General features: G+C 62.7%; 21 protein-coding genes. 12 read left to right on the forward strand and 9 right to left on the reverse strand.

Annotated features, from left to right (window positions below; translation table 11 throughout):
- Positions 1-17: 17 nt before the first annotated feature.
- Positions 18-446 carry an Lrp/AsnC family transcriptional regulator gene (locus AC2FNL_RS08400; protein WP_093961837.1) on the reverse strand — a complete coding sequence of 143 codons (429 nt, stop codon included), beginning with the start codon at positions 444-446 and terminating at the stop codon, positions 18-20.
- An 86-nt stretch (positions 447-532) separates the two neighbouring features.
- On the opposite strand from AC2FNL_RS08400, the gene rocF reads away from it, so the two are divergent.
- Genes rocF through ocd form a run of 3 tightly spaced genes read left to right on the forward strand, consistent with a single transcriptional unit; the run spans position 533 to position 3,424 of the window.
- The gene (gene rocF / locus AC2FNL_RS08405) at positions 533-1,453 is read left to right on the forward strand and encodes an arginase (protein ID WP_093961836.1); all 921 of its coding nucleotides are present in this window, start codon (positions 533-535) and stop codon (positions 1,451-1,453) included.
- The gene (gene ctlX / locus AC2FNL_RS08410; protein ID WP_496833102.1) at positions 1,453-2,373 is read left to right on the forward strand and encodes a citrulline utilization hydrolase CtlX; all 921 of its coding nucleotides are present in this window, start codon (positions 1,453-1,455) and stop codon (positions 2,371-2,373) included. The genes rocF and ctlX overlap by 1 nt, the downstream gene beginning before the upstream one ends.
- A 10-nt stretch (positions 2,374-2,383) precedes the next feature.
- Positions 2,384-3,424 carry an ornithine cyclodeaminase gene (gene ocd, locus AC2FNL_RS08415; protein ID WP_496833103.1) on the forward strand — a complete coding sequence of 347 codons (1,041 nt, stop codon included), beginning with the start codon at positions 2,384-2,386 and terminating at the stop codon, positions 3,422-3,424.
- Between the two features lie 170 nt (positions 3,425-3,594).
- Here ocd and AC2FNL_RS08420 read toward each other — a convergent pair whose 3' ends face one another.
- The 3 genes from AC2FNL_RS08420 to AC2FNL_RS08430 are packed head-to-tail and all read right to left on the reverse strand — an operon-like array spanning position 3,595 to position 6,706.
- A complete protein-coding gene (locus tag AC2FNL_RS08420) occupies positions 3,595-4,998 on the reverse strand; it encodes a TRAP transporter large permease (protein ID WP_093961833.1) in 1,404 nt (467 codons plus the stop codon).
- A 3-nt stretch (positions 4,999-5,001) separates the two neighbouring features.
- Positions 5,002-5,631 carry a TRAP transporter small permease subunit gene (locus tag AC2FNL_RS08425; protein ID WP_170363648.1) on the reverse strand — a complete coding sequence of 210 codons (630 nt, stop codon included), beginning with the start codon at positions 5,629-5,631 and terminating at the stop codon, positions 5,002-5,004.
- Positions 5,632-5,689: 58 nt separating this feature from the next.
- On the reverse strand, positions 5,690-6,706 hold the full coding sequence (locus AC2FNL_RS08430; protein ID WP_170340073.1) for a C4-dicarboxylate TRAP transporter substrate-binding protein: 1,017 nt from the start codon (positions 6,704-6,706) through the stop codon (positions 5,690-5,692).
- A gap of 429 nt (positions 6,707-7,135) precedes the next feature.
- Between AC2FNL_RS08430 and acs the strand changes: the two genes are divergently transcribed.
- The 8 genes from acs (at position 7,136) to AC2FNL_RS08470 (ending at position 16,541) form a co-directional block, all read left to right on the forward strand.
- Entirely contained in the window at positions 7,136-9,100 is a 1,965-nt protein-coding gene (gene acs / locus AC2FNL_RS08435) for an acetate--CoA ligase (protein ID WP_496833104.1), read from the forward strand.
- A gap of 7 nt (positions 9,101-9,107) precedes the next feature.
- On the forward strand, positions 9,108-9,791 hold the full coding sequence (locus tag AC2FNL_RS08440; RefSeq protein ID WP_496833105.1) for an adenylate kinase: 684 nt from the start codon (positions 9,108-9,110) through the stop codon (positions 9,789-9,791).
- A 182-nt stretch (positions 9,792-9,973) separates the two neighbouring features.
- Positions 9,974-10,258, forward strand: a complete 285-nt coding sequence (locus AC2FNL_RS08445) for a DUF4212 domain-containing protein (protein ID WP_093962930.1) — start codon at positions 9,974-9,976, stop codon at positions 10,256-10,258.
- A 15-nt stretch (positions 10,259-10,273) separates the two neighbouring features.
- Positions 10,274-12,058, forward strand: coding sequence for a sodium:solute symporter family protein (locus AC2FNL_RS08450; RefSeq protein WP_170339025.1), 1,785 nt, complete (start codon positions 10,274-10,276; stop codon positions 12,056-12,058).
- Positions 12,059-12,166: 108 nt separating this feature from the next.
- Positions 12,167-13,990, forward strand: coding sequence for a DUF294 nucleotidyltransferase-like domain-containing protein (locus tag AC2FNL_RS08455; protein WP_496833107.1), 1,824 nt, complete (start codon positions 12,167-12,169; stop codon positions 13,988-13,990).
- Positions 13,991-14,020: 30 nt separating this feature from the next.
- Positions 14,021-14,539, forward strand: coding sequence for a hypothetical protein (locus AC2FNL_RS08460; RefSeq protein WP_496833109.1), 519 nt, complete (start codon positions 14,021-14,023; stop codon positions 14,537-14,539).
- Between the two features lie 2 nt (positions 14,540-14,541).
- The gene (locus tag AC2FNL_RS08465; protein WP_496833110.1) at positions 14,542-15,954 is read left to right on the forward strand and encodes a 3'-5' exonuclease; all 1,413 of its coding nucleotides are present in this window, start codon (positions 14,542-14,544) and stop codon (positions 15,952-15,954) included.
- A gap of 86 nt (positions 15,955-16,040) precedes the next feature.
- Complete coding sequence (locus AC2FNL_RS08470; RefSeq protein ID WP_093961825.1) at positions 16,041-16,541, forward strand: flavin reductase family protein; 501 nt, start codon at positions 16,041-16,043, stop codon at positions 16,539-16,541.
- Here the strand turns inward: AC2FNL_RS08470 and AC2FNL_RS08475 are convergent, their stop codons facing one another.
- From AC2FNL_RS08475 to AC2FNL_RS08490, 4 genes are read right to left on the reverse strand one after another with little or no spacing between them, the layout of a single operon-like run.
- On the reverse strand, positions 16,542-17,021 hold the full coding sequence (locus AC2FNL_RS08475; protein ID WP_093961824.1) for a DUF6505 family protein: 480 nt from the start codon (positions 17,019-17,021) through the stop codon (positions 16,542-16,544).
- The gene (locus AC2FNL_RS08480) at positions 17,018-17,716 is read right to left on the reverse strand and encodes a biotin/lipoate--protein ligase family protein (protein WP_496833111.1); all 699 of its coding nucleotides are present in this window, start codon (positions 17,714-17,716) and stop codon (positions 17,018-17,020) included. The genes AC2FNL_RS08475 and AC2FNL_RS08480 overlap by 4 nt, the downstream gene beginning before the upstream one ends.
- Positions 17,713-18,774 (reverse strand): Mrp/NBP35 family ATP-binding protein, encoded by a 1,062-nt coding sequence (locus tag AC2FNL_RS08485; protein ID WP_093961822.1) that lies wholly within the window; start codon positions 18,772-18,774, stop codon positions 17,713-17,715. The genes AC2FNL_RS08480 and AC2FNL_RS08485 overlap by 4 nt, the downstream gene beginning before the upstream one ends.
- On the reverse strand, positions 18,771-18,968 hold the full coding sequence (locus AC2FNL_RS08490) for a DUF6494 family protein (protein WP_005983748.1): 198 nt from the start codon (positions 18,966-18,968) through the stop codon (positions 18,771-18,773). The genes AC2FNL_RS08485 and AC2FNL_RS08490 overlap by 4 nt, the downstream gene beginning before the upstream one ends.
- Positions 18,969-19,031: 63 nt before the next feature.
- Here AC2FNL_RS08490 and AC2FNL_RS08495 point away from each other — a divergent pair, with 63 nt between their 5' ends.
- Positions 19,032-19,760 (forward strand): c-type cytochrome, encoded by a 729-nt coding sequence (locus tag AC2FNL_RS08495; RefSeq protein WP_496833112.1) that lies wholly within the window; start codon positions 19,032-19,034, stop codon positions 19,758-19,760.
- Here the strand turns inward: AC2FNL_RS08495 and AC2FNL_RS08500 are convergent.
- Positions 19,754-21,709 carry a 4Fe-4S binding protein gene (locus AC2FNL_RS08500; protein ID WP_496833114.1) on the reverse strand — a complete coding sequence of 652 codons (1,956 nt, stop codon included), beginning with the start codon at positions 21,707-21,709 and terminating at the stop codon, positions 19,754-19,756. The two genes, AC2FNL_RS08495 and AC2FNL_RS08500, sit on opposite strands and share 7 nt — an antisense overlap.
- Between the last annotated feature and the right edge of the window lie 3 nt (positions 21,710-21,712).

The raw sequence follows: 21,712 nt of genomic DNA on the forward strand, positions 1-21,712 counted from the left end.
GGTGAATGGCGGGCGGTTCAAAAGCGGCCTTTTCGAGTGGACAGAAGCAGATTGGTCTCGGAGCGGGTCACGCCTTCGATGCGGCGTATCTGGAACAGAACCTCGTCCAGTTCGGCTAGCGTTTCGGTCCCGATCTCGGCGATCAGGTCCCATCCGCCGTTGGTGGAATGCACCGCCCGCACCTGCCGCATGGCTGCGATCCGGGCCATGATGCGCTCGGTTCCGCGCCCTTCGATTTCCAGCATCATCAACCCGCGCACCGGGCTTTGCGCGACGTCCCGACGGGTCAGGACAGTAAAGCCCACAATCTCACCCGATTGCTTGAGCCGCTGCAGCCGGCTGCGCACGGTCGTCCGCGTTACACCCAGCACTTCTGCAAGCTCTGACAGGGACGCGCGAGCGTCTCGGTGAAGGGCGCTGAGCAAGCGGCTGTCCAGATCGTCCATTTCGTGTTTCCAATTTGGATTTTCAGATTTCATTTTGAGCATTTTGCCTCCTTCACGCAACCCGCATTGCACCGCTAAATGAACGTATGGATACCAAATCAGTCATTCTCGTTGGTGCCGGCATGGACGTCGGCAAGCGGCGACAGGGTTGCCGGATGGGGCCCGACACGTACCGGGTGGCCGGAATTGCCGAGGCTCTGTCCGACCTCGGGCACACCGTCACAGACTTTGGCGACATCCGCCCGGACACTGTCGACATGCCGCAACATGATCACCTCTTTGCCCTACCCGAATGCGTAGGGTGGACGCGGGCTTTGAAACGGGTCGCGCAACAGGCGGCCCAACAAGGTCTGCCGATCTTTATGGGGGGCGATCATGCCCTGTCGATGGGCACGGTCTCTGGCATGGCCGCCCATGCGCAGCAGATCGGGCGCCCGCTGTTCGTGCTTTGGCTGGACGCTCACAGCGATTTCCACACACCCAACAGCACCGGCAGCGGCAACCTGCATGGCACGCCGGTCGCCTATTTCACCGGCCAGCCCGGGTTCGACGCCTTCCCCGCGCTGGCGGCCCCCGTTCCGACCGACCGCGTCGGCATGATCGGCCTGCGCTCGGTCGATCCGGCCGAGCGCGCCGCACTTGAAAAAGACCGCGCCATGCTGGCCGACATGCGCAGCATCGACGAACACGGTATCAAAGCTCCGCTGATGGCCTTTCTGGACCGCGTCCGCGCCGCGAACGGCATTCTGCATGTCTCGCTGGACGTGGATTTCCTGGACCCCGCCATCGCGCCGGCCGTCGGCACCACCGTTCCCGGCGGCGCCACCGAACGCGAGGCGCATCTGGCCATGGAACTGCTGCACGAAAGCGGACTGGTCTGCTCGCTGGACCTGGTCGAGCTGAACCCCTTTCTCGATGAACGCGGCCGCACCGCCAAACTGATGGTCGACCTGGCCGCCTCGTTGCTTGGGCGCCGCATCTTCGACCGCATTACCCGGAGCTTCTGATGCATTCCCTTCAGGCCCCTTCGGCTGTGGTCATGATCCGGCCACACGCCTTTGCCTCGAACCCCGAAACCCGCGACGACAACGCGTTCCAGACCTTGGCCAACCGCTCGGCCGAGGCGACCTCGGTCGCGGCCCGCGACGAGCATGACCGCGCGGTCGCGCAACTGCGCAACGCCGGCGTCACCGTGCTTGTGTTCGACGATTTCGGCGACAACGACACGCCCGACAGCGTGTTTCCGAACAACTGGTTCTCGACCCATCCAGGCGGGCACGTGGCGATCTATCCGATGTTCGTTCCCTCGCGCCGGCGCGAACGGCGGATGGATGTGATCGAGATGCTGAAACGCGACTATCGCGTGCAGGACGTGATCGACTATTCCGGCCTCGAGCAGGACAACCTCGCGCTGGAGGGCACCGGTGCGATGGTGCTCGATCACGTCGGGCGTATTGCCTATACTGTCAAATCCAACCGTGCCGCCCCGGTGCTTCTGGAACGGTTCTGCACCCATTTCAACTATGAGCCCATCGCCTTCGAGGCCCGCGACGCGCAAGGCCGCGATGTCTATCACACCAATGTTCTGATGGGGATCGGCACGCATTACGCCCTGATCTGTCTGGATATGATCACCGACCCCGAGCGGCGCGCGACCGTGAAGGCGCGGCTCGAGGAATCCGGCCGCACGGTGATCGACCTGACCCACGGCCAGATCGCTGAATTTGCCGGAAACGCCATCGAACTGACGGGCCGCGACGGGCTGGTTCTGGCGCTGTCCAGCCGGGCTTTGGCCTCGCTGCGCCCTGATCAGATCGACATCATCCAGGACAGCGCGACGCCCCTGCCGCTGTCCGTTCCCACCATCGAAACCGCCGGCGGGTCGGTGCGCTGCATGATCGCAGGCATCCACCTGTCACGCCGCTAGGAGAGACCCCATGCAACCTTCCGACAAGGCGCTTGTTCCCTTCGTATCCGTCGACAACATGATGCGGCTGATCCACCACATCGGTGTCGAAAGAATGATCACCGAGATCGCCGCCCAGATCGAGGACGACTTCAAACGGTGGGAGAGCTTCGACAAGACCCCACGCATCCCGGCCCACTCCCCGCATGGTGTGATCGAACTGATGCCGACCTCGGACGGTGAGGCCTATGGGTTCAAATATGTGAACGGCCACCCCAAGAACACGTCCGAAGGCCTGCAGACCGTCACCGCATTCGGCCTGCTTGCGGACGTGTACACCGGGTATCCGACCCTGTTGACCGAGATGACGATGCTGACAGCGCTGCGCACCGCGGCAACCTCGGCGCTGGTCGGTAAATACCTGGCTCCCAAGAACGCCACCACCATGGCAATGATCGGCAATGGCGCACAGTCCGAGTTCCAGTGCCTGGCCTTCAAGGCCATGTGTGAAATTGATACCGTTCGCCTTTATGACATCGATCCCGCCGCCACCGCGAAATGCGCGGCCAACCTGCAAGGGACCGGATTGAAGGTGGTTTCGTGCCGCTCGGCCGAAGAGGCGATCGAGGGCGCGCAGATCATCACCACCTGCACCGCCGACAAGAAATATGCCACCATCCTGACCGACAACATGGTCGGCCCGGGCGTGCACATCAACGCGATCGGAGGCGACTGCCCCGGCAAGACCGAATTGCATCGCGACATTCTTCTGCGGTCCGACATTTTCGTGGAATACCCAGAGCAGACCCGGATCGAAGGTGAAATTCAAGCTCTGGACCCTGACCACCCGGTCACAGAGATGTGGCAGGTCATCACCGGCCAGGCCGAAGGTCGCCGTTACGACCGGCAGATCACTCTGTTTGACAGCGTCGGTTTCGCGATCGAGGACTTCTCGGCCCTGCGCTACGTCAAGCGCGCGATCGAGGGAACCGAGTTCTTCGAGCCACTGGACATGCTGGCCGACCCGGACGATCCGCGCGACCTGTTTGGCATGCTCATGCGGGCCAAGTGAGCCGCATCGCCCAGTTTTGCCGTTAAGCCGGATGGGGGCGCTGCCCCCGTTCAGTCTTTGCGACACTGAGGTATTGGGTCCACTGCGGCACCGAAGCTTTATGCAGCCCGAAATCTCTATGCGCGCAGCAGAGCCATGCATCACAGTCCGTGCCTGGATTGCCTAAGTCCTCAGCCGGCAAGCGATGGCAGATACAGAACGATCGCCGGGAACGCGACCAGCAGCGCAATCGTCACCGCATCAGCGACGAAGAACGGAGCCACGCCCTTGAACACATCCTGAACGCTCAGGTCCGGGCGCACGCCAGCGACCACAAAACAGTTCAATCCGATTGGCGGGGTGATCAAGCAGAACTCGGCCATCTTGACCACCAGAATACCAAACCAGATCGCGCACATGGGTCCGGACATACCGAATGCGCTGTCGGCCGCGCTCACCGCCTCGCCCCCGTTCAGGGCCATGACGGCAGGATAGACCACCGGCAGAGTCAGCAGCAGCATCCCGATTGCATCCATGAACATGCCAAGCACGGCATAGGCCAACAGGATACAGATCAGGATCAGCATGGGTGACATATGTAGGGAAGTGATCCAATCCGAGAACGCTCCGGGCAGGTCGGCAAATCCCAGAAAGCGCACGTAGATCAAGACACCCCAGATGATCGAGAAGATCATCGCCGTCAGCTTGGCGGTTTCCAACAGCGCCGACTTCAGCTCGGTCCAGCGCATGCCGTGAAACAGCGCAAAACAGAACACGATGAATGCACCGATTGCGCCGCCCTCGGTCGGCGTTCCCCACGCCTTGTCACCGAATGGGTTGTAGACAAAACAGATGATGATCAGGATTACCGCGAAGATCGGCAGCGCGCCGGGCAAGGCGGCAAAGCGCTGTTTCCAGGTAAAGCCTCGCACCGGCGGACCCACGTTTTTGAAGAAAACCGCGATACCGATGATCAGCAATCCGTAGATCACCGCTGAAAACGCACCGGGGATGAACCCGGCGAGCAGCAGTTTGCCCACGTCCTGCTCGACGATGATCGCATAGATCACGAGGATCGCGGAAGGTGGGATCAGCGATGCCAAAGTACCGCCTGCGGCCACGACGCCTGCGGCAAACCTTTTGTTGTAGCCGACGTCCAGCATCTCGGGGATTGCAATGCGGGCAAAGACGGCCGACGTCGCCACCGACGCGCCTGAAACGGCTGCAAAGCCGGCCGTCGCGAAAACCGTGGACACTGCCAAACCGCCCGGCACCCAGGCGACCCAGCGCTTGGCCGCTTCGAACAAAGCCCGGGTCAAACCCGCGTAATAGGCCAAGTATCCGATCAGGATGAAAGTTGGGATCAGGCTGAGCGTGTGCGAGGCCACTTTGGAATGCGGCACCTGCCCCGCCGTCTTGACGGCAACGGTCAAAGCCTTGCCAAACCGATCCGGGTCGTATCCGAATTTGGCCCAGAATATCCAGACCAGCCCTACCAGCCCTGCGAGGCCTGCGGCAAACGCAACGCGCATGCCCGCGACGACAAGAACCAGCAGGCCGCCCGTGACCCACAGGCCGATTTCAATCGTGTCCATTTGTCAGTCCTGCCTCTCAAACTGCTCGGCTTCGGCCGCGGCCTGCGCGGCGGCGTCCTGGATCAGCGGCACCGCAACCGGAGTTTCCAGCCCCAACAGGAACGCCCGACCATACCCCCAGATCTGGAGACACAACCGCAGACACAAAACGGAGAAGGCAACTGGCGCCAACAGCTTGGCGGGCCAGATCGGAATACCGATGTCGATCGAGCTGTCACGGCTCCACATCGGTGCGCCGAAATCAAACGATCGATCGAAATGGGACCAGCTGCCCCAGACCAACGCCAACATCAGGACAAGGATCAACACGACCGAAATCAGCTCGAACAACCACATTGCGCGCCCGTGCAGCCGTGCGATCACGATGTCCATGCGGATGTGCCCGCCGTCCCGCTGCACGTAGGAAATGCCAAGAAACGCGATCAGAGGCATGGCCTGCTCGATCCAGTCGACATAGCCCGGCAATGGGGCGTTGATCGCGTTGCGGCCGCTGACGGACACAACAGCCAACACCATCAAACCGAAAACGGCGATGCCACTGAGAAGGGCCAGAAATCTTTCAAGTCGCAGCAATTGCCGGTCGAGACGGCTCAGGAGGCTGCCGTCCTCCAGTACCGTGGCGTGTCCTGCCATCCGGTTGTCCCCTGTTCCAGATGATTCCGGGGGCATTTCAGCCCCCGGCTGTTTTTTATCAGTTGCCGCCGCGCTGCTGCTTCAGCGTTGCCTGCACTAGGTCATAAAGATCCTGCGCCGGTAGGCCTTGGGCGGACATGTCGGCAATCCACTGGTCGCGGATCGGGTCGGCCGCCTTGGCACGGAACTCGTCCAGAACAGAGTCATCGATCATGACTTTCTGAACGCCCTTTTCTTCGAGCACGCCATCCCACTTTTTCAGTAGCTCACCGTAGTTGGTCAGGTAGTGGTCAATCGCCTCGTCGATCGAGCTGTCCAGCGCCTCACGGTGCTCCGGCGGCAATGCTTCATAGGCGTCGATGTTCACGACCACCGGGCAATTCACCGTGCCGGGGTTCAGGTTCGCGGTCCACCAGTCGGCCTCATTGATGGTGCCGAACGACAGGTGTGCGTGCTGGGCAAATGCGACGGTGTCCACGACACCTGACTGCATCGCATTATAGGCTTCGGTCGCCGGAACCGATGTCGGAACGGCACCAACGGCCTCGAACGCCTGACCAAGGCCCCCGGTCGCACGAACGCGCATACCTTCAAACTCTGCCAGTTCGTCACGCGGCTCGCCTGTCCCGACCAGATTGTACTGCGGCATCGGCGAGGTCATGAGGATCCGAGCGTTCCACTGAGCCATCTCTTCCTTGACCGCAGGGTGATCGTAGACCGCGTGGCTGACGGCCACTTCCTCATCCAGCGTGTTCACGCCCAGAAACGGCAATTCCAGAACGGTGATCGCGCGGTTCTTGTCGCGATGGTAACCAGCGCAGAACTGGGCCATCTCGAAGGCGCCGATTTCGATGCCGTCCAGGTTTTCCTTGGGCTTGGAAAGGCCGCCATAGCTGACGTTGATGGTGAACGCGCCATCGGTTTTCTCGCTGACCAATTCGGCCAGTTTCTCAACATGTTCGGTGAAGGCGCGGCGCTTGCCCCAGACCGAGGCATTCCACTCGGTCGCAGCCGCCTCGGTGACAAAAGCAACGCCAAGGGCGGCGATGGCCGCTCCGCTCAACATCTTGTTCATAATGATCTCTCCCATTGGTGCACCCCCTCCCGGGGCGCTTGCGAGTCAAGCTAGCGCCAACATCGACACGTGCCAAGCCCCGCTGCCCGAATGGTACACCCGCGCAAGCGGTGATTTCTGCACGGCCCAGAAAGCCGGGCCGACACGTTCGACCCACAGGAGAAAAGACGTCGTCCTGGACCGTTAACAGTTCTCAGATCTTTAAATTATTGTTTTTTATCATGTTATCGCAAACTCAACTCTGTCGAATTTACAAAATTCCCCCTGAAACGGAAAGTTGTTTACAAACAAATCCAAGTATTACGGCAATTTATTTCTTTCTTTTCTCGAAGGCGTATTATCCCGACCGGGGAGGAAACGGATCGACAATGCCAATCAATTGGGCAAACTCGGTCCACCTGAAGTCCAGTCAGAGGGAGGAGCCTCAGAATGACCACCGCTGCCCAGGCAGAAGCCAAGGTATTTCCGCCATCCGCAGAAACCGTCGCTCGCGCTCATGTCGATGCCGAAAAATACACCCAGATGTACGGGGCATCTGTCAACGACCCCGTGAAATTCTGGGGTGAGCATGGCAAGCGGATCGACTGGATCAAGCCCTACACCCAGGTCAAGGACGTCAACTACGATTTCGGCTCGGTCAAGATCAACTGGTATGCAGACGGCACGCTGAACGTCTCGGCCAACTGCCTGGACCGTCACCTGAAGACCCGCGGCGATCAGACCGCGATCATCTGGGAACCGGATGATCCGAACGACGAAGCCCAGCACATCACCTATGCCGAGCTGCACCGCCGCACCTGCCGTATGGCCAACATCCTCGAATCGATGGGCGTGCGCAAAGGCGACCGGGTCGTCATCTATCTGCCGATGATCCCCGAGGCCGCCTATGCCATGCTGGCCTGTGCCCGCATCGGCGCGATCCACTCGATCGTGTTTGCCGGCTTCTCGCCTGACGCTCTGGCCGCTCGGGTCAACGGTTGTGACGCCAAGGTCATCATCACCGCCGACGAAGCCCCGCGCGGCGGCCGCAAGACTCCGCTGAAATCGAACGCCGACGCCGCGCTGCTGCATTGCAAGGACACGGTAAAGTGTCTGGTGGTCAAGCGCACCGGTGGCCAGACCACCTGGATCGACGGGCGCGACTACGACTACAACGAAATGGCGCTGGAGGCCGACGACTATTGCGCCCCGGCCGAGATGAACGCCGAAGACCCGCTGTTCATCCTCTACACCTCGGGCTCGACCGGACAGCCGAAAGGTGTGGTGCACACCACGGGTGGGTATCTGGTTTACGCCGCGATGACCCACGAAATCACCTTCGACTATCATGACGGCGACATCTACTGGTGCACCGCCGATGTGGGCTGGGTCACTGGCCACAGCTATATCGTCTATGGCCCGTTGGCCAATGGCGGCACCACACTGATGTTCGAAGGCGTGCCGACCTATCCCGACGCCTCGCGGTTCTGGCAGGTTTGCGAGAAGCACAAGGTCAACCAGTTCTACACGGCACCGACCGCGATCCGCGCGCTTATGGGTCAGGGCAACGAGTTCGTAGAAAAATGCGACCTGAGTTCCCTGAAAACACTCGGCACGGTGGGCGAACCCATCAACCCCGAAGCCTGGAACTGGTACAATGACGTGGTCGGCAAGGGCAAATGCCCGATCGTTGACACCTGGTGGCAGACCGAGACCGGTGGCCACATGATGACCCCCCTGCCCGGCGCGCATGCGACCAAGCCCGGCGCGGCGATGAAGCCCTTCTTTGGCGTTCAACCCGTCGTGCTGGATCCGCAGTCGGGTGTCGAAATCACCGGAAACGGAGTCGAAGGCGTGCTGTGCATCAAGGACAGCTGGCCGGGCCAAATGCGTACCGTCTGGGGCGACCATGAGCGGTTCGAGAAGACCTATTTCTCGGACTACAAGGGGTATTACTTCACCGGTGACGGCTGCCGCCGCGACGAAGATGGCGATTACTGGATCACGGGCCGCGTCGATGACGTGATCAACGTTTCGGGCCACCGCATGGGCACCGCAGAAGTCGAAAGCGCGCTGGTGGCTCACGCCGCTGTCGCCGAAGCGGCCGTCGTTGGTTATCCCCATGAAATCAAGGGCCAAGGCATCTATTGCTACGTCACCCTGATGAATGACCGAGAGCCCTCGGATGAATTGCTGAAAGAGCTCCGCACATGGGTCCGGACAGAAATCGGCCCGATCGCCAGCCCCGACGTGATCCAATGGGCCCCGGGCCTGCCCAAGACGCGCTCGGGCAAGATCATGCGCCGCATTCTGCGCAAGATCGCCGAGAACGACTTCGGCTCGCTGGGCGACACCTCGACCCTGGCCGACCCGTCCGTCGTCGAAGATCTGATCGCCAACCGGGCCAACAAGTGAGGGCGTGATGCAGGTTGAAACAATCACAAAGCCCGCTGTCCTGATCCTTCTCGGCCCTCCGGGCGCCGGGAAGGGCACACAGGCGCGAATGCTGGAACAGAAATTTGGCCTAGTGCAGCTTAGCACCGGCGACCTGCTGCGCGCCGCGGTTGCTGCCGGGACCGAGGCCGGAAAGGCCGCAGAAGCGGTGATGGAAGCCGGCGACCTAGTCAGCGATGATATCGTCATCGCGATCCTGCGCGATCGCATTGCCGAGCCCGATTGCGCGCGCGGTGTCATCCTGGATGGGTTTCCCCGCACCACGGTTCAGGCCGAAGCGTTGGACAAGCTGCTGGCCGAAAACGGACAGAAGGTTAATGCGGCCATCAGCCTCGAGGTCGAGGACGCCGAGATGGTCACCCGGATCGCCGGACGCTACACCTGTGCAATGTGCGGTGAAGGCTATCACGATCAGTACAAGCAGCCGAAGTTAGACGGTGTTTGTGACAAGTGCGGCAGCACCGAATTCAGCCGCCGCGCCGATGACAATGCCGAAACTGTGGCGTCCCGGCTGGAGGCCTATCACGAACAAACCGCTCCACTGATCGACTACTACAAGGATCGCGGCGTACTCAGAAAACTGGATGCCATGGGGCAGATCGATCAGATCGCCCATGGCCTGGAAAGCATCGTGGGCGACGCGATGCGGTAAGGGGAAGAGGACTCCCCAAAGCGGGCACTGACCCCGACACGAGTTTCTTCAACGGAACCGCTCTGGCGGACCTGAGAAGCTTTGCCTGGCGCCATCGCGGCGCTCGGCGCAATCGAATGGCGGCCCTTCGCCGGAGGACAAATGCACCGGGCCGCCTTGGAGGAACCAAGGAGGAAACCGCAATGGCGGATAATTCAACAAACTCCGCGCAGACTGCCGAGTCCGACAAGGGCTATTGGCAGGCAAACCTGCGTCTCATCTACATCAGCCTCATCATCTGGGCGCTGGTATCTTTCGGGTTCGGCATTCTGCTGCGCCCGTTGCTGTCGGGCATCGCCGTCGGCGGCACCGACCTGGGCTTCTGGTTCGCGCAGCAAGGCTCGATCCTGGTCTTTCTGGCGCTGATCTTCTTCTACGCCTGGCGCATGAACAAGCTGGATGCCGAATACGGCGTCGAAGAAGAATAAGGGAGCGACGGAACAATGGATCAGTTTACCATCAACCTGCTGTTCGTGGGCGCGTCGTTCGCGCTCTACATCGGCATCGCGATCTGGGCCCGCGCGGGATCCACATCGGAATTCTACGCCGCCGGGCGCGGCATTCACCCGGTCACCAACGGTATGGCCACGGCAGCAGACTGGATGTCGGCGGCCTCGTTCATCTCGATGGCGGGCCTGATTGCCTTTACCGGCTATGACAACAGCTCGTTTCTGATGGGCTGGACCGGCGGCTACGTGCTGCTGGCGCTGCTGCTGGCGCCCTATCTGCGCAAATTCGGCAAGTACACGGTTTCGGAATTCATCGGAGACCGTTTCTACAGCCAAACCGCGCGTGTCGTGGCCGTGATCTGTCTGATCGTGGCCTCGGTCACCTATGTGATCGGACAGATGACCGGCGTCGGCGTGGCCTTTGGCCGCTTTCTGGAAGTGTCGAACACCACCGGTCTGCTGATCGGCGCAGGCGTCGTGTTCGCCTACGCGGTGTTCGGCGGCATGAAGGGCGTGACCTATACTCAGGTCGCGCAGTACTGTGTGCTGATCACCGCCTACACGATCCCGGCGATCTTCATCTCGCTGCAGCTGACCGGCAACCCGATCCCGGCCTTGGGCCTGTTCGGCGACACCGCCGGTGGCGAGCCGCTGCTGACCAAGCTGGATGCCATCGTGGCCGAGCTGGGCTTTGCGGAATACACCGCTCATCATTCGAACACGCTGAACATGGTTCTGTTCACCTTGTCGCTGATGATCGGCACCGCCGGTCTGCCCCACGTCATCATGCGGTTCTTCACCGTTCCCAAAGTGTCTGACGCACGTTGGTCGGCCGGTTGGGCGCTGGTGTTCATCGCGCTGCTGTACCTGACCGCCCCCGCGGTTGGCGCCATGGCCCGCCTGAACATCACCGACATGATGTGGCCCAATGGCGGTATCGAAGGTGGCGCGGTTTCGGTCGAGCAGATCGACAACGATGCCCGCTATGACTGGATGGCCACCTGGCAGAAAACCGGCCTTCTGGACTGGGAAGACAAGAACGGCGACGGCAAGATCCAGTACTACAACGATCAGAACGCCGACATGCAGGCGCTTGCCGAAGAAAAGGGCTGGGTCGGCAACGAGTTGACCAAGTTCAACCGCGACATCCTGGTTCTGGCCAACCCCGAAATCGCCAACCTGCCGGGTTGGGTGATTGGTCTGGTCGCGGCCGGTGGTCTTGCGGCTGCGCTTTCGACCGCTGCGGGCCTGCTGCTGGCAATCTCGTCGGCGGTGTCGCACGACCTGATCAAGGGCTCGATCAACCCGAGCATCTCGGAAAAGGGCGAGCTTCTGGCGGCGCGGATCGCAATGGCCGTGGCCATCGTGGTTGCCACCTATCTGGGCCTCAACCCTCCGGGCTTTGCGGCGCAAACCGTGGCGTTGGCCTTCGGTCTGGCGGCGGCCTCGATCTTCCCGGCGCTGATGATGGGGATCTTCTCAACCCGCATCAACAACACCGGCGCGGTCGCGGGCATGCTGGCTGGTCTGACCGTGACCCTAGTCTACATCTTCCTGCACAAGGGCTGGCTGTTCATTCCGGGCACCAACTCGTTCACCGATGCAGACCCGCTGCTGGGTCCGATCAAATCGACCTCGTTCGGTGCGATCGGTGCCATGGTCAACTTCGGCGTCGCCTATGTGGTGGCCGGCATGACCAAGGAAACCCCGCAGGAGATCAAGGATCTGGTCGAAAGCGTGCGCATTCCCCGTGGTGCGGGCGCGGCTCAGGACCACTGAGCCGGATGCGGTCCGCGATGATCCATCACGGGCCGTTTCCCTCGACCAACTTTTCCCGCCCGGCTAACCCCCGGGCGGGGCTTTTCATTCAAGCGGACGGGCGACCCCATGGCGCTTTCACCTGATAAGATCACCCGGTTTCTGAAATCCGTACACCCCTATGACGCGCTGCCTGTCGAGGAACTGGCCGACATCGCCGCCCGGATCGAAGCGCGCGAAATCCCAAAGGGCACCGTCATCTATCGCCGCGGCGCGCAGTTGCCCGGCCTGTTCATCATCTACGAAGGCCAGGTCGAGATCACCGACGAAAACGGCGCGGTCGTATCCCATCTGGGCCTGCGCAACTCGTTTGGCGAGCGTGGGCTGATGCGCGACGGGCGCGCGGTGACCACGGCAACGGCTGACGCGCGCTCGGTTCTGCTGATCATTCCCACCGACCTGTTTTCCGATCTGCTCAAGCGCCACGTCGTCATCGCCAAATTCTTCAACCGGGCCCGCCCTGCCCGACCCGAACAGCAATCGCTGGCCACCACCCGGGTCGAAACCCTGATGGCGCGCAAGCCGGCCACCTGCACCCCGGAAACGACCGTTCAGGAAGCCGCGCGCCTGATGCGCGACCGGGGTATTTCGTCGGTCTGCATCACCGAGCGCGGCGCGTTGCGCGGCATTGCCACGGTTCGCGATCTCTCCGGCAAGGTCGTGGCGGGCGCCCTGCCCCCGACGACCCCGGTGTCACAGATCATGACCCCGGACCCGCTGACCCTGTCGCCCGGTGACATCGGCTCGGACGTGCTGCACGCGATGCTGGAACGCGGCATCGGCCATATCCCCATCACCGAGGGCGGTCGTCTGGTCGGAATGGTTACCCAGACCGACCTGACCCGGTTCCAGGCCGTCAGCTCGGCCGAACTGGTCAGCCGCATCGCGCAGGCCGGGTCGGCGACCGAGATGGCCGCGGTCACGACCGAGATCCCGAACCTGCTGGTGCAACTGGTGGCGGGCGGCAACCGGCACGAGATCGTCACCCGCCTGATCACCGACATCGCCGACGCCGCGACGCGCCGGCTGCTGGCGCTGGCCGAGCAGAAACTCGGCCCGGCGCCCGTCCCCTATCTGTGGCTGGCCTGCGGATCGCAAGGCCGGCAAGAGCAGACAGGCGTGTCCGACCAGGACAATTGCCTGATGCTGGATGACAGCGTCACCGATGCCGACCTGCCCTATTTCGAGGCGCTGGCCAAATTCGTGTCCGACGGGCTGGATGCTTGCGGGTACTTCTATTGCCCCGGCGACATGATGGCGACCAACCCGCGCTGGCGGCAGCCGGTCCGGGTCTGGCGCGACTATTTCAACGGCTGGATCGCCAAACCCAACCCCGAGGCGCAGATGCTGGCCTCGGTCATGTTCGACCTGCGCCCCATCGGTGGCCGGTTCGAGCTGTTTTCTGACCTGCAGGCCGAAACCCTGCGCGCGGCCCGGGCGAACTCGATTTTCGTGGCGCACATGATCTCGAATTCTCTGAAACACACGCCGCCGCTGGGCCTGCTGCGCGGGATCGCCACGATCCGCTCGGGCGAGCATCGCAACACGCTGGACCTCAAACACAACGGCGTGGTCCCGGTGGTCGATCTGGGCCGCGTCTACAGCCTGCAGGGTGAATTGACCGAGGTGAACACCCGCGCGCGCCTCAAGGCCGCCGAGGCCGCAGGGGTGCTCAGCCCGTCGGGCGCGCGGGACCTGCTGGATGCCTATGACCTGATCGCGGAAACCCGGTTGAACCATCAGGTCAAACAGATCAGGAATGGCGACAAGCCCGACAACTATCTTGCGCCGTCTGAATTGTCGGACTTTGAGCGAAGTCATCTTCGGGACGCGTTTGTCGTGGTAAAGACGATGCAATCCGCGGTCGGGCACGGCAAGGGGATGCTGGGGTAAAGACCCCGGCAGTAAGAACGGAGGAGGAAGATGTTTCTTGAGCTGATCGGCACGATCTTTGCGGGCTTTGCCATCGCGGGCCTCGTGATGGGTTTGAACCGGCTGACTGGTGGCCGCCTGCCGAAATGGTCGGCTCCGGTTGCGGCCGGTTTGGGCATGATCGCGGTCACGATCATCAGCGAGTATTCCTGGTACGACCGCACCCGGGACGCCCTGCCCGACGGCCTGACCGTCGTGCAAGAGGTCGAAAGCCGCGCGCTCTATCGCCCCTGGACCTATGCGGTGCCCTATGTCGACCGTTTCGCGGCCGTCGATACGGCTTCGTTGCGGACCAATGCGCAGGTGCCGGATCAGCGCCTGATCGACCTGTACTTCTTTGGCCGCTGGGCGCCGGTGTCCAAGATGCCGATCGCGGTGAACTGCGCCGAGCACAGCCGGGCAAGTCTGGCGGATGGGGCCGAGTTCTCGGATGACGGGCGTCTGGTCGGTGCCGATTGGGTACCGGTTGGCGAGGATGATCCGGTGGTCTCAGCTACTTGTGAGGCCTGACCATGCTGACCCGCCTGAGCCTGCGCCTGAGAATTTTTCTGTTCTTCTGCTTGCTTGCGGCGGGTGGCATCGCCATCACCGTGATCGCCCTTTGGCTTGGCCTGCAACGCGCGGATCCGAATGATCTAACCAGCGCCTTCGTGTTCAGCGGCCTGCTGATCTCGTTTGGCTTGCTGGGGCTGGTTGTCGGTGTCTGGCTGCTGTTCGACGACAACGTGGCCAAACCGATCGAACGCCTGTCGGCGCAGTTGCGTGCGCGTGCACATGCGGGGGTGGATACTGATCTCGACCTGCAAGCGGCACGCTATCTGGGTGACCTCGCCCCCGCCGCCGCCAGCCTGGCCGAACGACTGGCCACCACCGCCCTGTCCACGGCCGAGGCTGTCGCTGCCGAAACCGCGCATCTGGCGTCAGAGAAGGAACGCCTGACCGCACTTCTGTCCGAGATCCCGGTCGCGATGCTGCTGGCGGGGCCAAACCACCAGATCGTTCTGTACGACGCTCAGGCCGCCGAGGTTCTGGCGCAGATCGCCCATCCTCGTCTGAACGCCTCGCTGTTCGACTATCTCGAACGCAAACCCTTGCTGGACGCTTACGAGAAGCTGGCGAAAACCGGCATGGATGTCTATTGCACCCTGGCCAGCGTGGACGGGCGGCAGACCTACACGGCACGCATGAAGCCGCTGGGCGATGCGCCGGGCTATATGCTGATCTTCGAAGACAGCGTCGCCCGTATTCCGCCCGAGGCCGCGCGCCCTCTGGTCTATGATTTCGATCTTCTGGACACCCCCGGCGACGAAGCGTTCGAGAACCGCCCCCTGTCGCAGCTGTGTTTCGTGGTTTTCGACACAGAAACCACCGGTTTGCTGCCGCACAAGGACGAGATCGTGCAGATCGGCGCCGTCCGTGTCGTCAAGGGGCGCATCGTCGAGGGCGAGCGGCTGGACACGCTGGTCAATCCGGGCATTCCGATTCCACCCGCTTCGACCAAGGTTCACAAGGTCAGTGACCGTATGGTGCAGGACGCACCCGACATCGCGCAAGCCGGGCGCATGTTCCACCATTTCGCCCGTGATGCCGTGATCGTGGCGCACAATGCACCTTTCGACATGGCGTTTCTACGCCGTCATGCCAAGCGCATGGAAGTGACGTGGGATCATCCCATCCTGGACACGGTTCTGCTGTCGGCCGTTCTGTTCGGAGCCAGCGAAACCCATACGCTGGACGCTTTGTGCGAAAGACTGGGCGTGGAAATTCCCGAGACCCTCCGCCATACAGCTTTGGGGGATGCGGTTGCGACGGCTGAAGCGTTGGTGCGGATGCTGCCGATGCTGGCGGCACGCGGAATGCAGACCTTCGGCGACGTAATCGTAGAAACCCGCAAGCACGGTCGGCTGCTGGAAGACCTGAACTGACTCAGCCTTTTGATCGCGATACAGCTTTTCGTGGACAATTCTGCTGCGGCATGGCACCCCGTGCCCGTCCACCACACGAGCGCGCGATGACCGAAAGAACATTCAAACCCGGACACGATCAAAGCATGGCCTTCCGCGAGGCCTTGGGGTGCTTTGGCACTGGTGTAACGGTCGTGACGACCAGCACCTCGGATGGGCCGTCGGCCATCACCGTCAACTCGTTTGCATCGGTGTCGCTGGATCCACCATTGGTCCTATGGTGTCTGGCAAAAGAGTCGAACCGTTACGGGGCCTTTCAAGCGGCGCAGCATTACTCGATCCATGTCGTGGCCGAGGATCAGCAGGATCTGGCCCTTCGTTTTGCACGCAATGGCCTCGATTTCTCGCATGCAGACTGGTCCCCGGATCACAAAGGTCGGCCGCAGCTGAGCCAGTGTCTGGCCCGATTTGACTGCACATTGTCTGCCCGCCACGAGGCCGGGGATCATCTGATTCTCGTGGGAGAGGTCGAACAGGTCATGTACCGCACCGGCAAGGGCTTGATCTTCAAGCGCGGACAGTTCGGCGGTTTTGCCGACCTTTTGTAATCACTCGTCCAATGACCCGTGCACGGCAAAGGCCTCCAACTCGGCCTCTTGCGGCGTGATCACCCGAAAAGCCTCGTGAACGCCGGACTCGGTCAGGCTGCGGGCAACGGTCAGCAGGGTGTTGGGGGCATGATCGTCACACAACTCGGACATGTGGGCCAGCTCGGCCCGGGCCACGTCCAGCGCCGCCTCGACCGACGGCGCGCCGTAAAGGCGCACGAAATGCTCGGCCAGGTTGGTGGCCAGCCGCTCCATCTCGGCCGGCTCGATCTGCGTCACCGCTACGAAGGTCACGCGCCCGAAGGTCTCGAGCCCCAGCCACCCATTGGCAAAGGCTTGGCGCGCCTTGCCGGCCAGGTCGGCCTCGCCCCAGTTCGAAAACTCGAACCCGCCCGAGATGCACCACTCGCCCGTTCGGGCGGGTGAGTGAAAGACGTTCAGGTCGCTTTCGTCGAAATGAATGGCGCGGGCCAGGTTCAATGGGCGTCCTCCAACAGATGGGTCAAGGGAACAATCTGCGTATCCGCCCCGTTCCGCAACAGCATGCCGAACCGCTCATCGGCCCCGAGAAACACGCCGCGATCACCATACGGCTCTCCGACGCCCTGCAGCAAGCCCATCCATTCCCCGTGCAATGGTGCGTTGCCATCCTCGGACCAGCGGTTCAGCCAGGTCAGCATGTGACGCGACCAGCTTTCGACCAGCTGCACCGGGGACACATCCGCGCAGCCTTCGTCATACAGGGCCGTCACATCGGGCGACTTGCCGGGCTCGTCCCCGGTTTGCAGCAAGGCCAGTTCCCAGCCGACGACCAGCCAGTCGGGCACGGCTTCCGGATCCGAGGTCGACGCGGTCACACGAAACCGGCCACACCGGGCCCCGTTGACGAAAATCGGCCCGTCCCAGCCCAGATGCACCGCCACCTCGGGCGGAGCCAGCGCGCCCAGCGCGTTCTGGAACCCGACGGCGCACAGCGGCAGCATGGCCATTGCGTCCTGCAAGGGCATCTCGGGTGCAAAGACGATGGCCGCGCGCAGGCGATCCGCCTGGATGTTGTAGACGACGCTGCCCGCGTCGCAGCCCAGCGCCGCCATGGCCTGTGCGTGGTCGAACGGGTCTTCCCCACCCTGTACCCGGTGCCCGGACAGCAACGGGGGAAAGACCGGCTGTGTCATGCCTTGCCCGCGGCGATCAGGTCGCGGGCGATCTTGCGGAAGGCCTCGGCCTGCGGGCTGTCAGGTTTGCTGACCACGATCGGTGCCCCGCCATCAGCGGCCACCCGGATATCCAGATGCAGCGGGATTTCCCCCAGCAACGGCACACCCAGTTCGGCGGCTTCGGCGGCGACGCCTCCATGACCGAACACATGTTCCTCGTGCCCGCAGTTCGAGCAAATATGCGTGGACATGTTCTCGATCATGCCGACGATCGGCGTTTTCAGCTGGCGGAACATGTCGATGCCCTTGCGCGCGTCGATCAGGGCCACGTCCTGCGGGGTCGAGACGACGATGGCACCATCCACCTTGAATTTCTGGCTCAGCGTCAGCTGCACGTCACCGGTGCCGGGCGGCAGGTCGACGATCAGCACGTCCAGCGCGCCCCACTGCACCTGGCTCATCATCTGCTGCAGCGCGCCCATCAGCATCGGACCGCGCCAGACCACCGCCTGACCTTCGTTGGTCATCAACCCCATCGACATCATGGTGACCCCGTGGTTGCGCAGCGGCAGGATGGTCTTTCCGTCGGGGCTCGCCGGCCGTCCAGACACGCCCAGCATGCGCGGCTGCGAAGGGCCGTACACATCGGCATCCAGCAGACCGACCCGCCGCCCTTCGGCTGCGAGCGCACAGGCCAGATTGGCCGAAACGGTGGACTTCCCGACCCCGCCCTTGCCCGAGGCCACGGCGATGATCCGCTCAACCCCCGGCACCGCCTGCGGCCCGGTCTGCGAGGGTTTGGGCTTGGGTTTCAAATCCGGCGGCGCCTTGTCGGAATGCGCGGTCAGCATGGCCGAGACCTTGGAAACCCCGTCGACCATCTGCGCCGCCTTTTCGGCGGTGGCGCGCACCGGTTCCATCTTGTCGGCATTCTTGGGGTCGATTTCGAGAACGAAGCGCACGGTATCGCCCTCGACATTCAGCGCGCGGACCACGCCCGCGCTGACGATGTCCTGCCCCGAAACCGGGTCGGTGATCTTCTTCAGGTTCGCCAGAACAGCGTCGCGGATGCTCATGCGTCGCCGTCCTTGATCTGGCCGGTCACGACATGTTCGACGTCTAGGCCGTCAATCGTCAGGACCATCTTGGCCTCAAAGCTTTTGCCTGCCGGATCGCCCGCCTTGCGCAGCGCGTCTTCGATGGCCTGCTGGCTGGTCACGCCAACCTGTTTGAGGAATTTGCGCATCGACATGTTGTAATCGCCGCTCATCGCCGTTGTCTCCGTCTTGTTCGTTCATTTGACGCATTCGCCCTGTCACCGTTAGGCTGGGCCATGCGCTTTGTTCTTTTGTGCCTGAGCCTGACGCTCTTCGCCAGCCCCTCTTGGTCGCAGGAGGAGATTGGTCTGGCCGCGCCGGAAGATGTCGCACGCTCGGGTCTTTTGAAACATATTCTTCCGCGCTTCTCGCTCAAGACCGGAATCCGCATTGTCGCGGATGATGCGGGCGCGATGGTTCTCACGGTCGGGCCACCGGGGCAGCCGGTGTTTCAGCGCGGCGGCGACATCTATCACCTGCGCATTCAGGACGAGACGCGGCAGGCCCGTTTTCAGGATTGGCTGATGTCCGACGTGGGCAAGCGCACCGTCGAAAGCTTTGCACCGACCGAGGGCGGCCCGTTCTCGGCCAGTTTCGAAACGGTCGCTGCGCCTGTGTCCGACGCAATCGAAGGCGACGCCTTGCTGGGCGAAAAGCTGTCGCTGACCCATTGCGGGCGCTGTCACGTGATTGGTCCGCAGAACCGAATGAACGGGTTGGGCTCTACTCCGTCCTTCGCCGTACTGCGCGCGATGCCGGACTGGTCGAACCGGTTCCAGGCGTTCTTCGCCTTGAACCCACATCCGTCCTTTACCCAGATCGAAGGGATCACTGCGCCTTTCGACCCCGAACGCCCCCCGCCCATTCACCCGCTGATGCTGACGCAAGACGAGCTTGAGGCGATCCTGGCGTATGTCTCGGTCATCCGCGCGGCCGATCTGGGGGCGCCGCTCAAGATTCAGTGATCTTTGCGCTTGCTGAAGTAGTCATCGGTGGTAACGACCTTGGGCTTGGGCTTTGAGGTAAACGGATTATCCTCGCTGTGGAACTGCGCCTGCACACGGCAATCGTCACACATCTGGATCATCTTCGCCTGCTCGGACGTGGCAAACATCGGGTGGCTGCCGGCCAGCTTCTCCATGATCCGCTCGACCGTCGATTTCACCCCGAACAGAGCACCGCATTCGATGCAGGCAAAGGGCTCTTCTTCGTTCAGGACGCGCGGCGACAGCGCGCGGTCGCTCAGGTCCAGTTCGGGCACTAGGGTGATCGCGCTTTCGGGACAGATGGTCTTGCACAGCCCACATTGCAGGCAGGCATCCTGCTGAAAGTTCAGCTGTGGCATGTCGGGGTTGTCGATCAATGCGCCTGACGGGCACAGCGACACGCAGCTCAGGCACAGGGTGCAGGCCTCGGTGTCCACCACAACCGCGCCATAGGGCGCGTGTTCCGGCAAAGGCAGCGGCTGAGACGCATCGGGGCGCAGCGCCTGCGCCGCCAGCCGCGTAATCTGGCGCCGGTTGCCCAGCGGCAGAACCGGCTGGGTCAGTGGCTGCGGAACGTCCTGCGCATAGAGCAGATCGGCCAGCGCATCGGGATCGACTTTGTCGATCACTCCAACAACGTCCGCTCCGGCGATGGCCAGCGCCAACGGCAGTTCGCGCTCCAACGCATCCCGCTCGGTCGTCGGGGCCAGCAGGATGTCGACCCGGGCAAAGCCATGAGCCAAGGCAGCCAGCATCTCGGCATGTCCAAAGCCGGACACCACACCCAGTTCCAGCGGAATCACATCGGCAGGCAGCCCGCGCCCGAACCGCGCGGCCAGCCGGATCATCTCGGCCCCGTGGGAATCATGCACCAACAGGCGCGGAGCACGCCCTCCGGCCCGACGGTAGGTCGCCGCCAGGGTCTGCGTCCGCGCCAGCAGGGCCGCCACCGGCGGATCCTCGTAGCTGATCGCGGTCGAGGGGCACAGGGCCGCGCATTCACCGCAGCCCGCGCAGACCATCGGGTCGATGGCCACGTGATCTCCGGCCGGGGTGATGGCCCCGGTGGGGCAGATGTCCAGACAGTTGGAACAGCCCACCTGCCCGGCCCGCGAATGGGCGCACAGTGTTTCTTCGAGCCGGACATACAGCGGCTTTTCAAATGTCCCGACCAGCTGCGCCGCGTCAAAGGCCAACCGGGCAACCGCCACAGCATCGCGGGGATCGGCGCGCAGATAGCCTTCGCGCTTGTCGGGGGCCGTCACGAAAGGCGTACCCCCCGCCAGGTCGATCAGCACATCGCAGGCCGACGCCGCACCGTCGCGCGGCGGGGTCCAGACAAATGCACCGCGCCCCGCCGGATCAATCTGCTGCAACGCATCCAACCGCAGGGTGAACCCGCCCAGCGCACCCGAGACCGACCGGACCCGCGCGCGCACCACGTCATAGGCTCGGCTGTCAGGCTGCGCATCATCGGTGACGACCACCGTCACCGCCATCGTGTCCGACAGTCGCTGGGCCAGGTCAAAGGCAACCTCGCCCGGCCCGATGATGCAGGCGGTGCCTTCGCTGATGACATCCACGCTGGGCGTGATCGGCTGCTGCAACAACGCCTCGGCGGCCAGGGCGGCCATCTTGGGCATCGCCGCGCGCGCCTGATCGGACCAGCCGGCCCGGTCGCGCAGATCGACAAAGCCGGGGTGATCCACGCCCAGTTCCTCGGCCAGCTCTTGAAACACTTGGGCCTCTTGCCCGCAGGCGATGACAATCTGGTCATCCGACTGCATCAGCTTGGCCGCAGCGGTCAGTTCGGTGGTGCACAGCGCCGTGTGGACCTTGCTGCATTCAGCACCGCAGGCAGCCGATATCCCCTGCCCGTCCAGGGCCTGACTTCCGGCGCAATCGCACAAGACCAATTTGGTGACCATGTT

Source organism: Ruegeria sp. CRTD044, assembly GCF_059613485.1.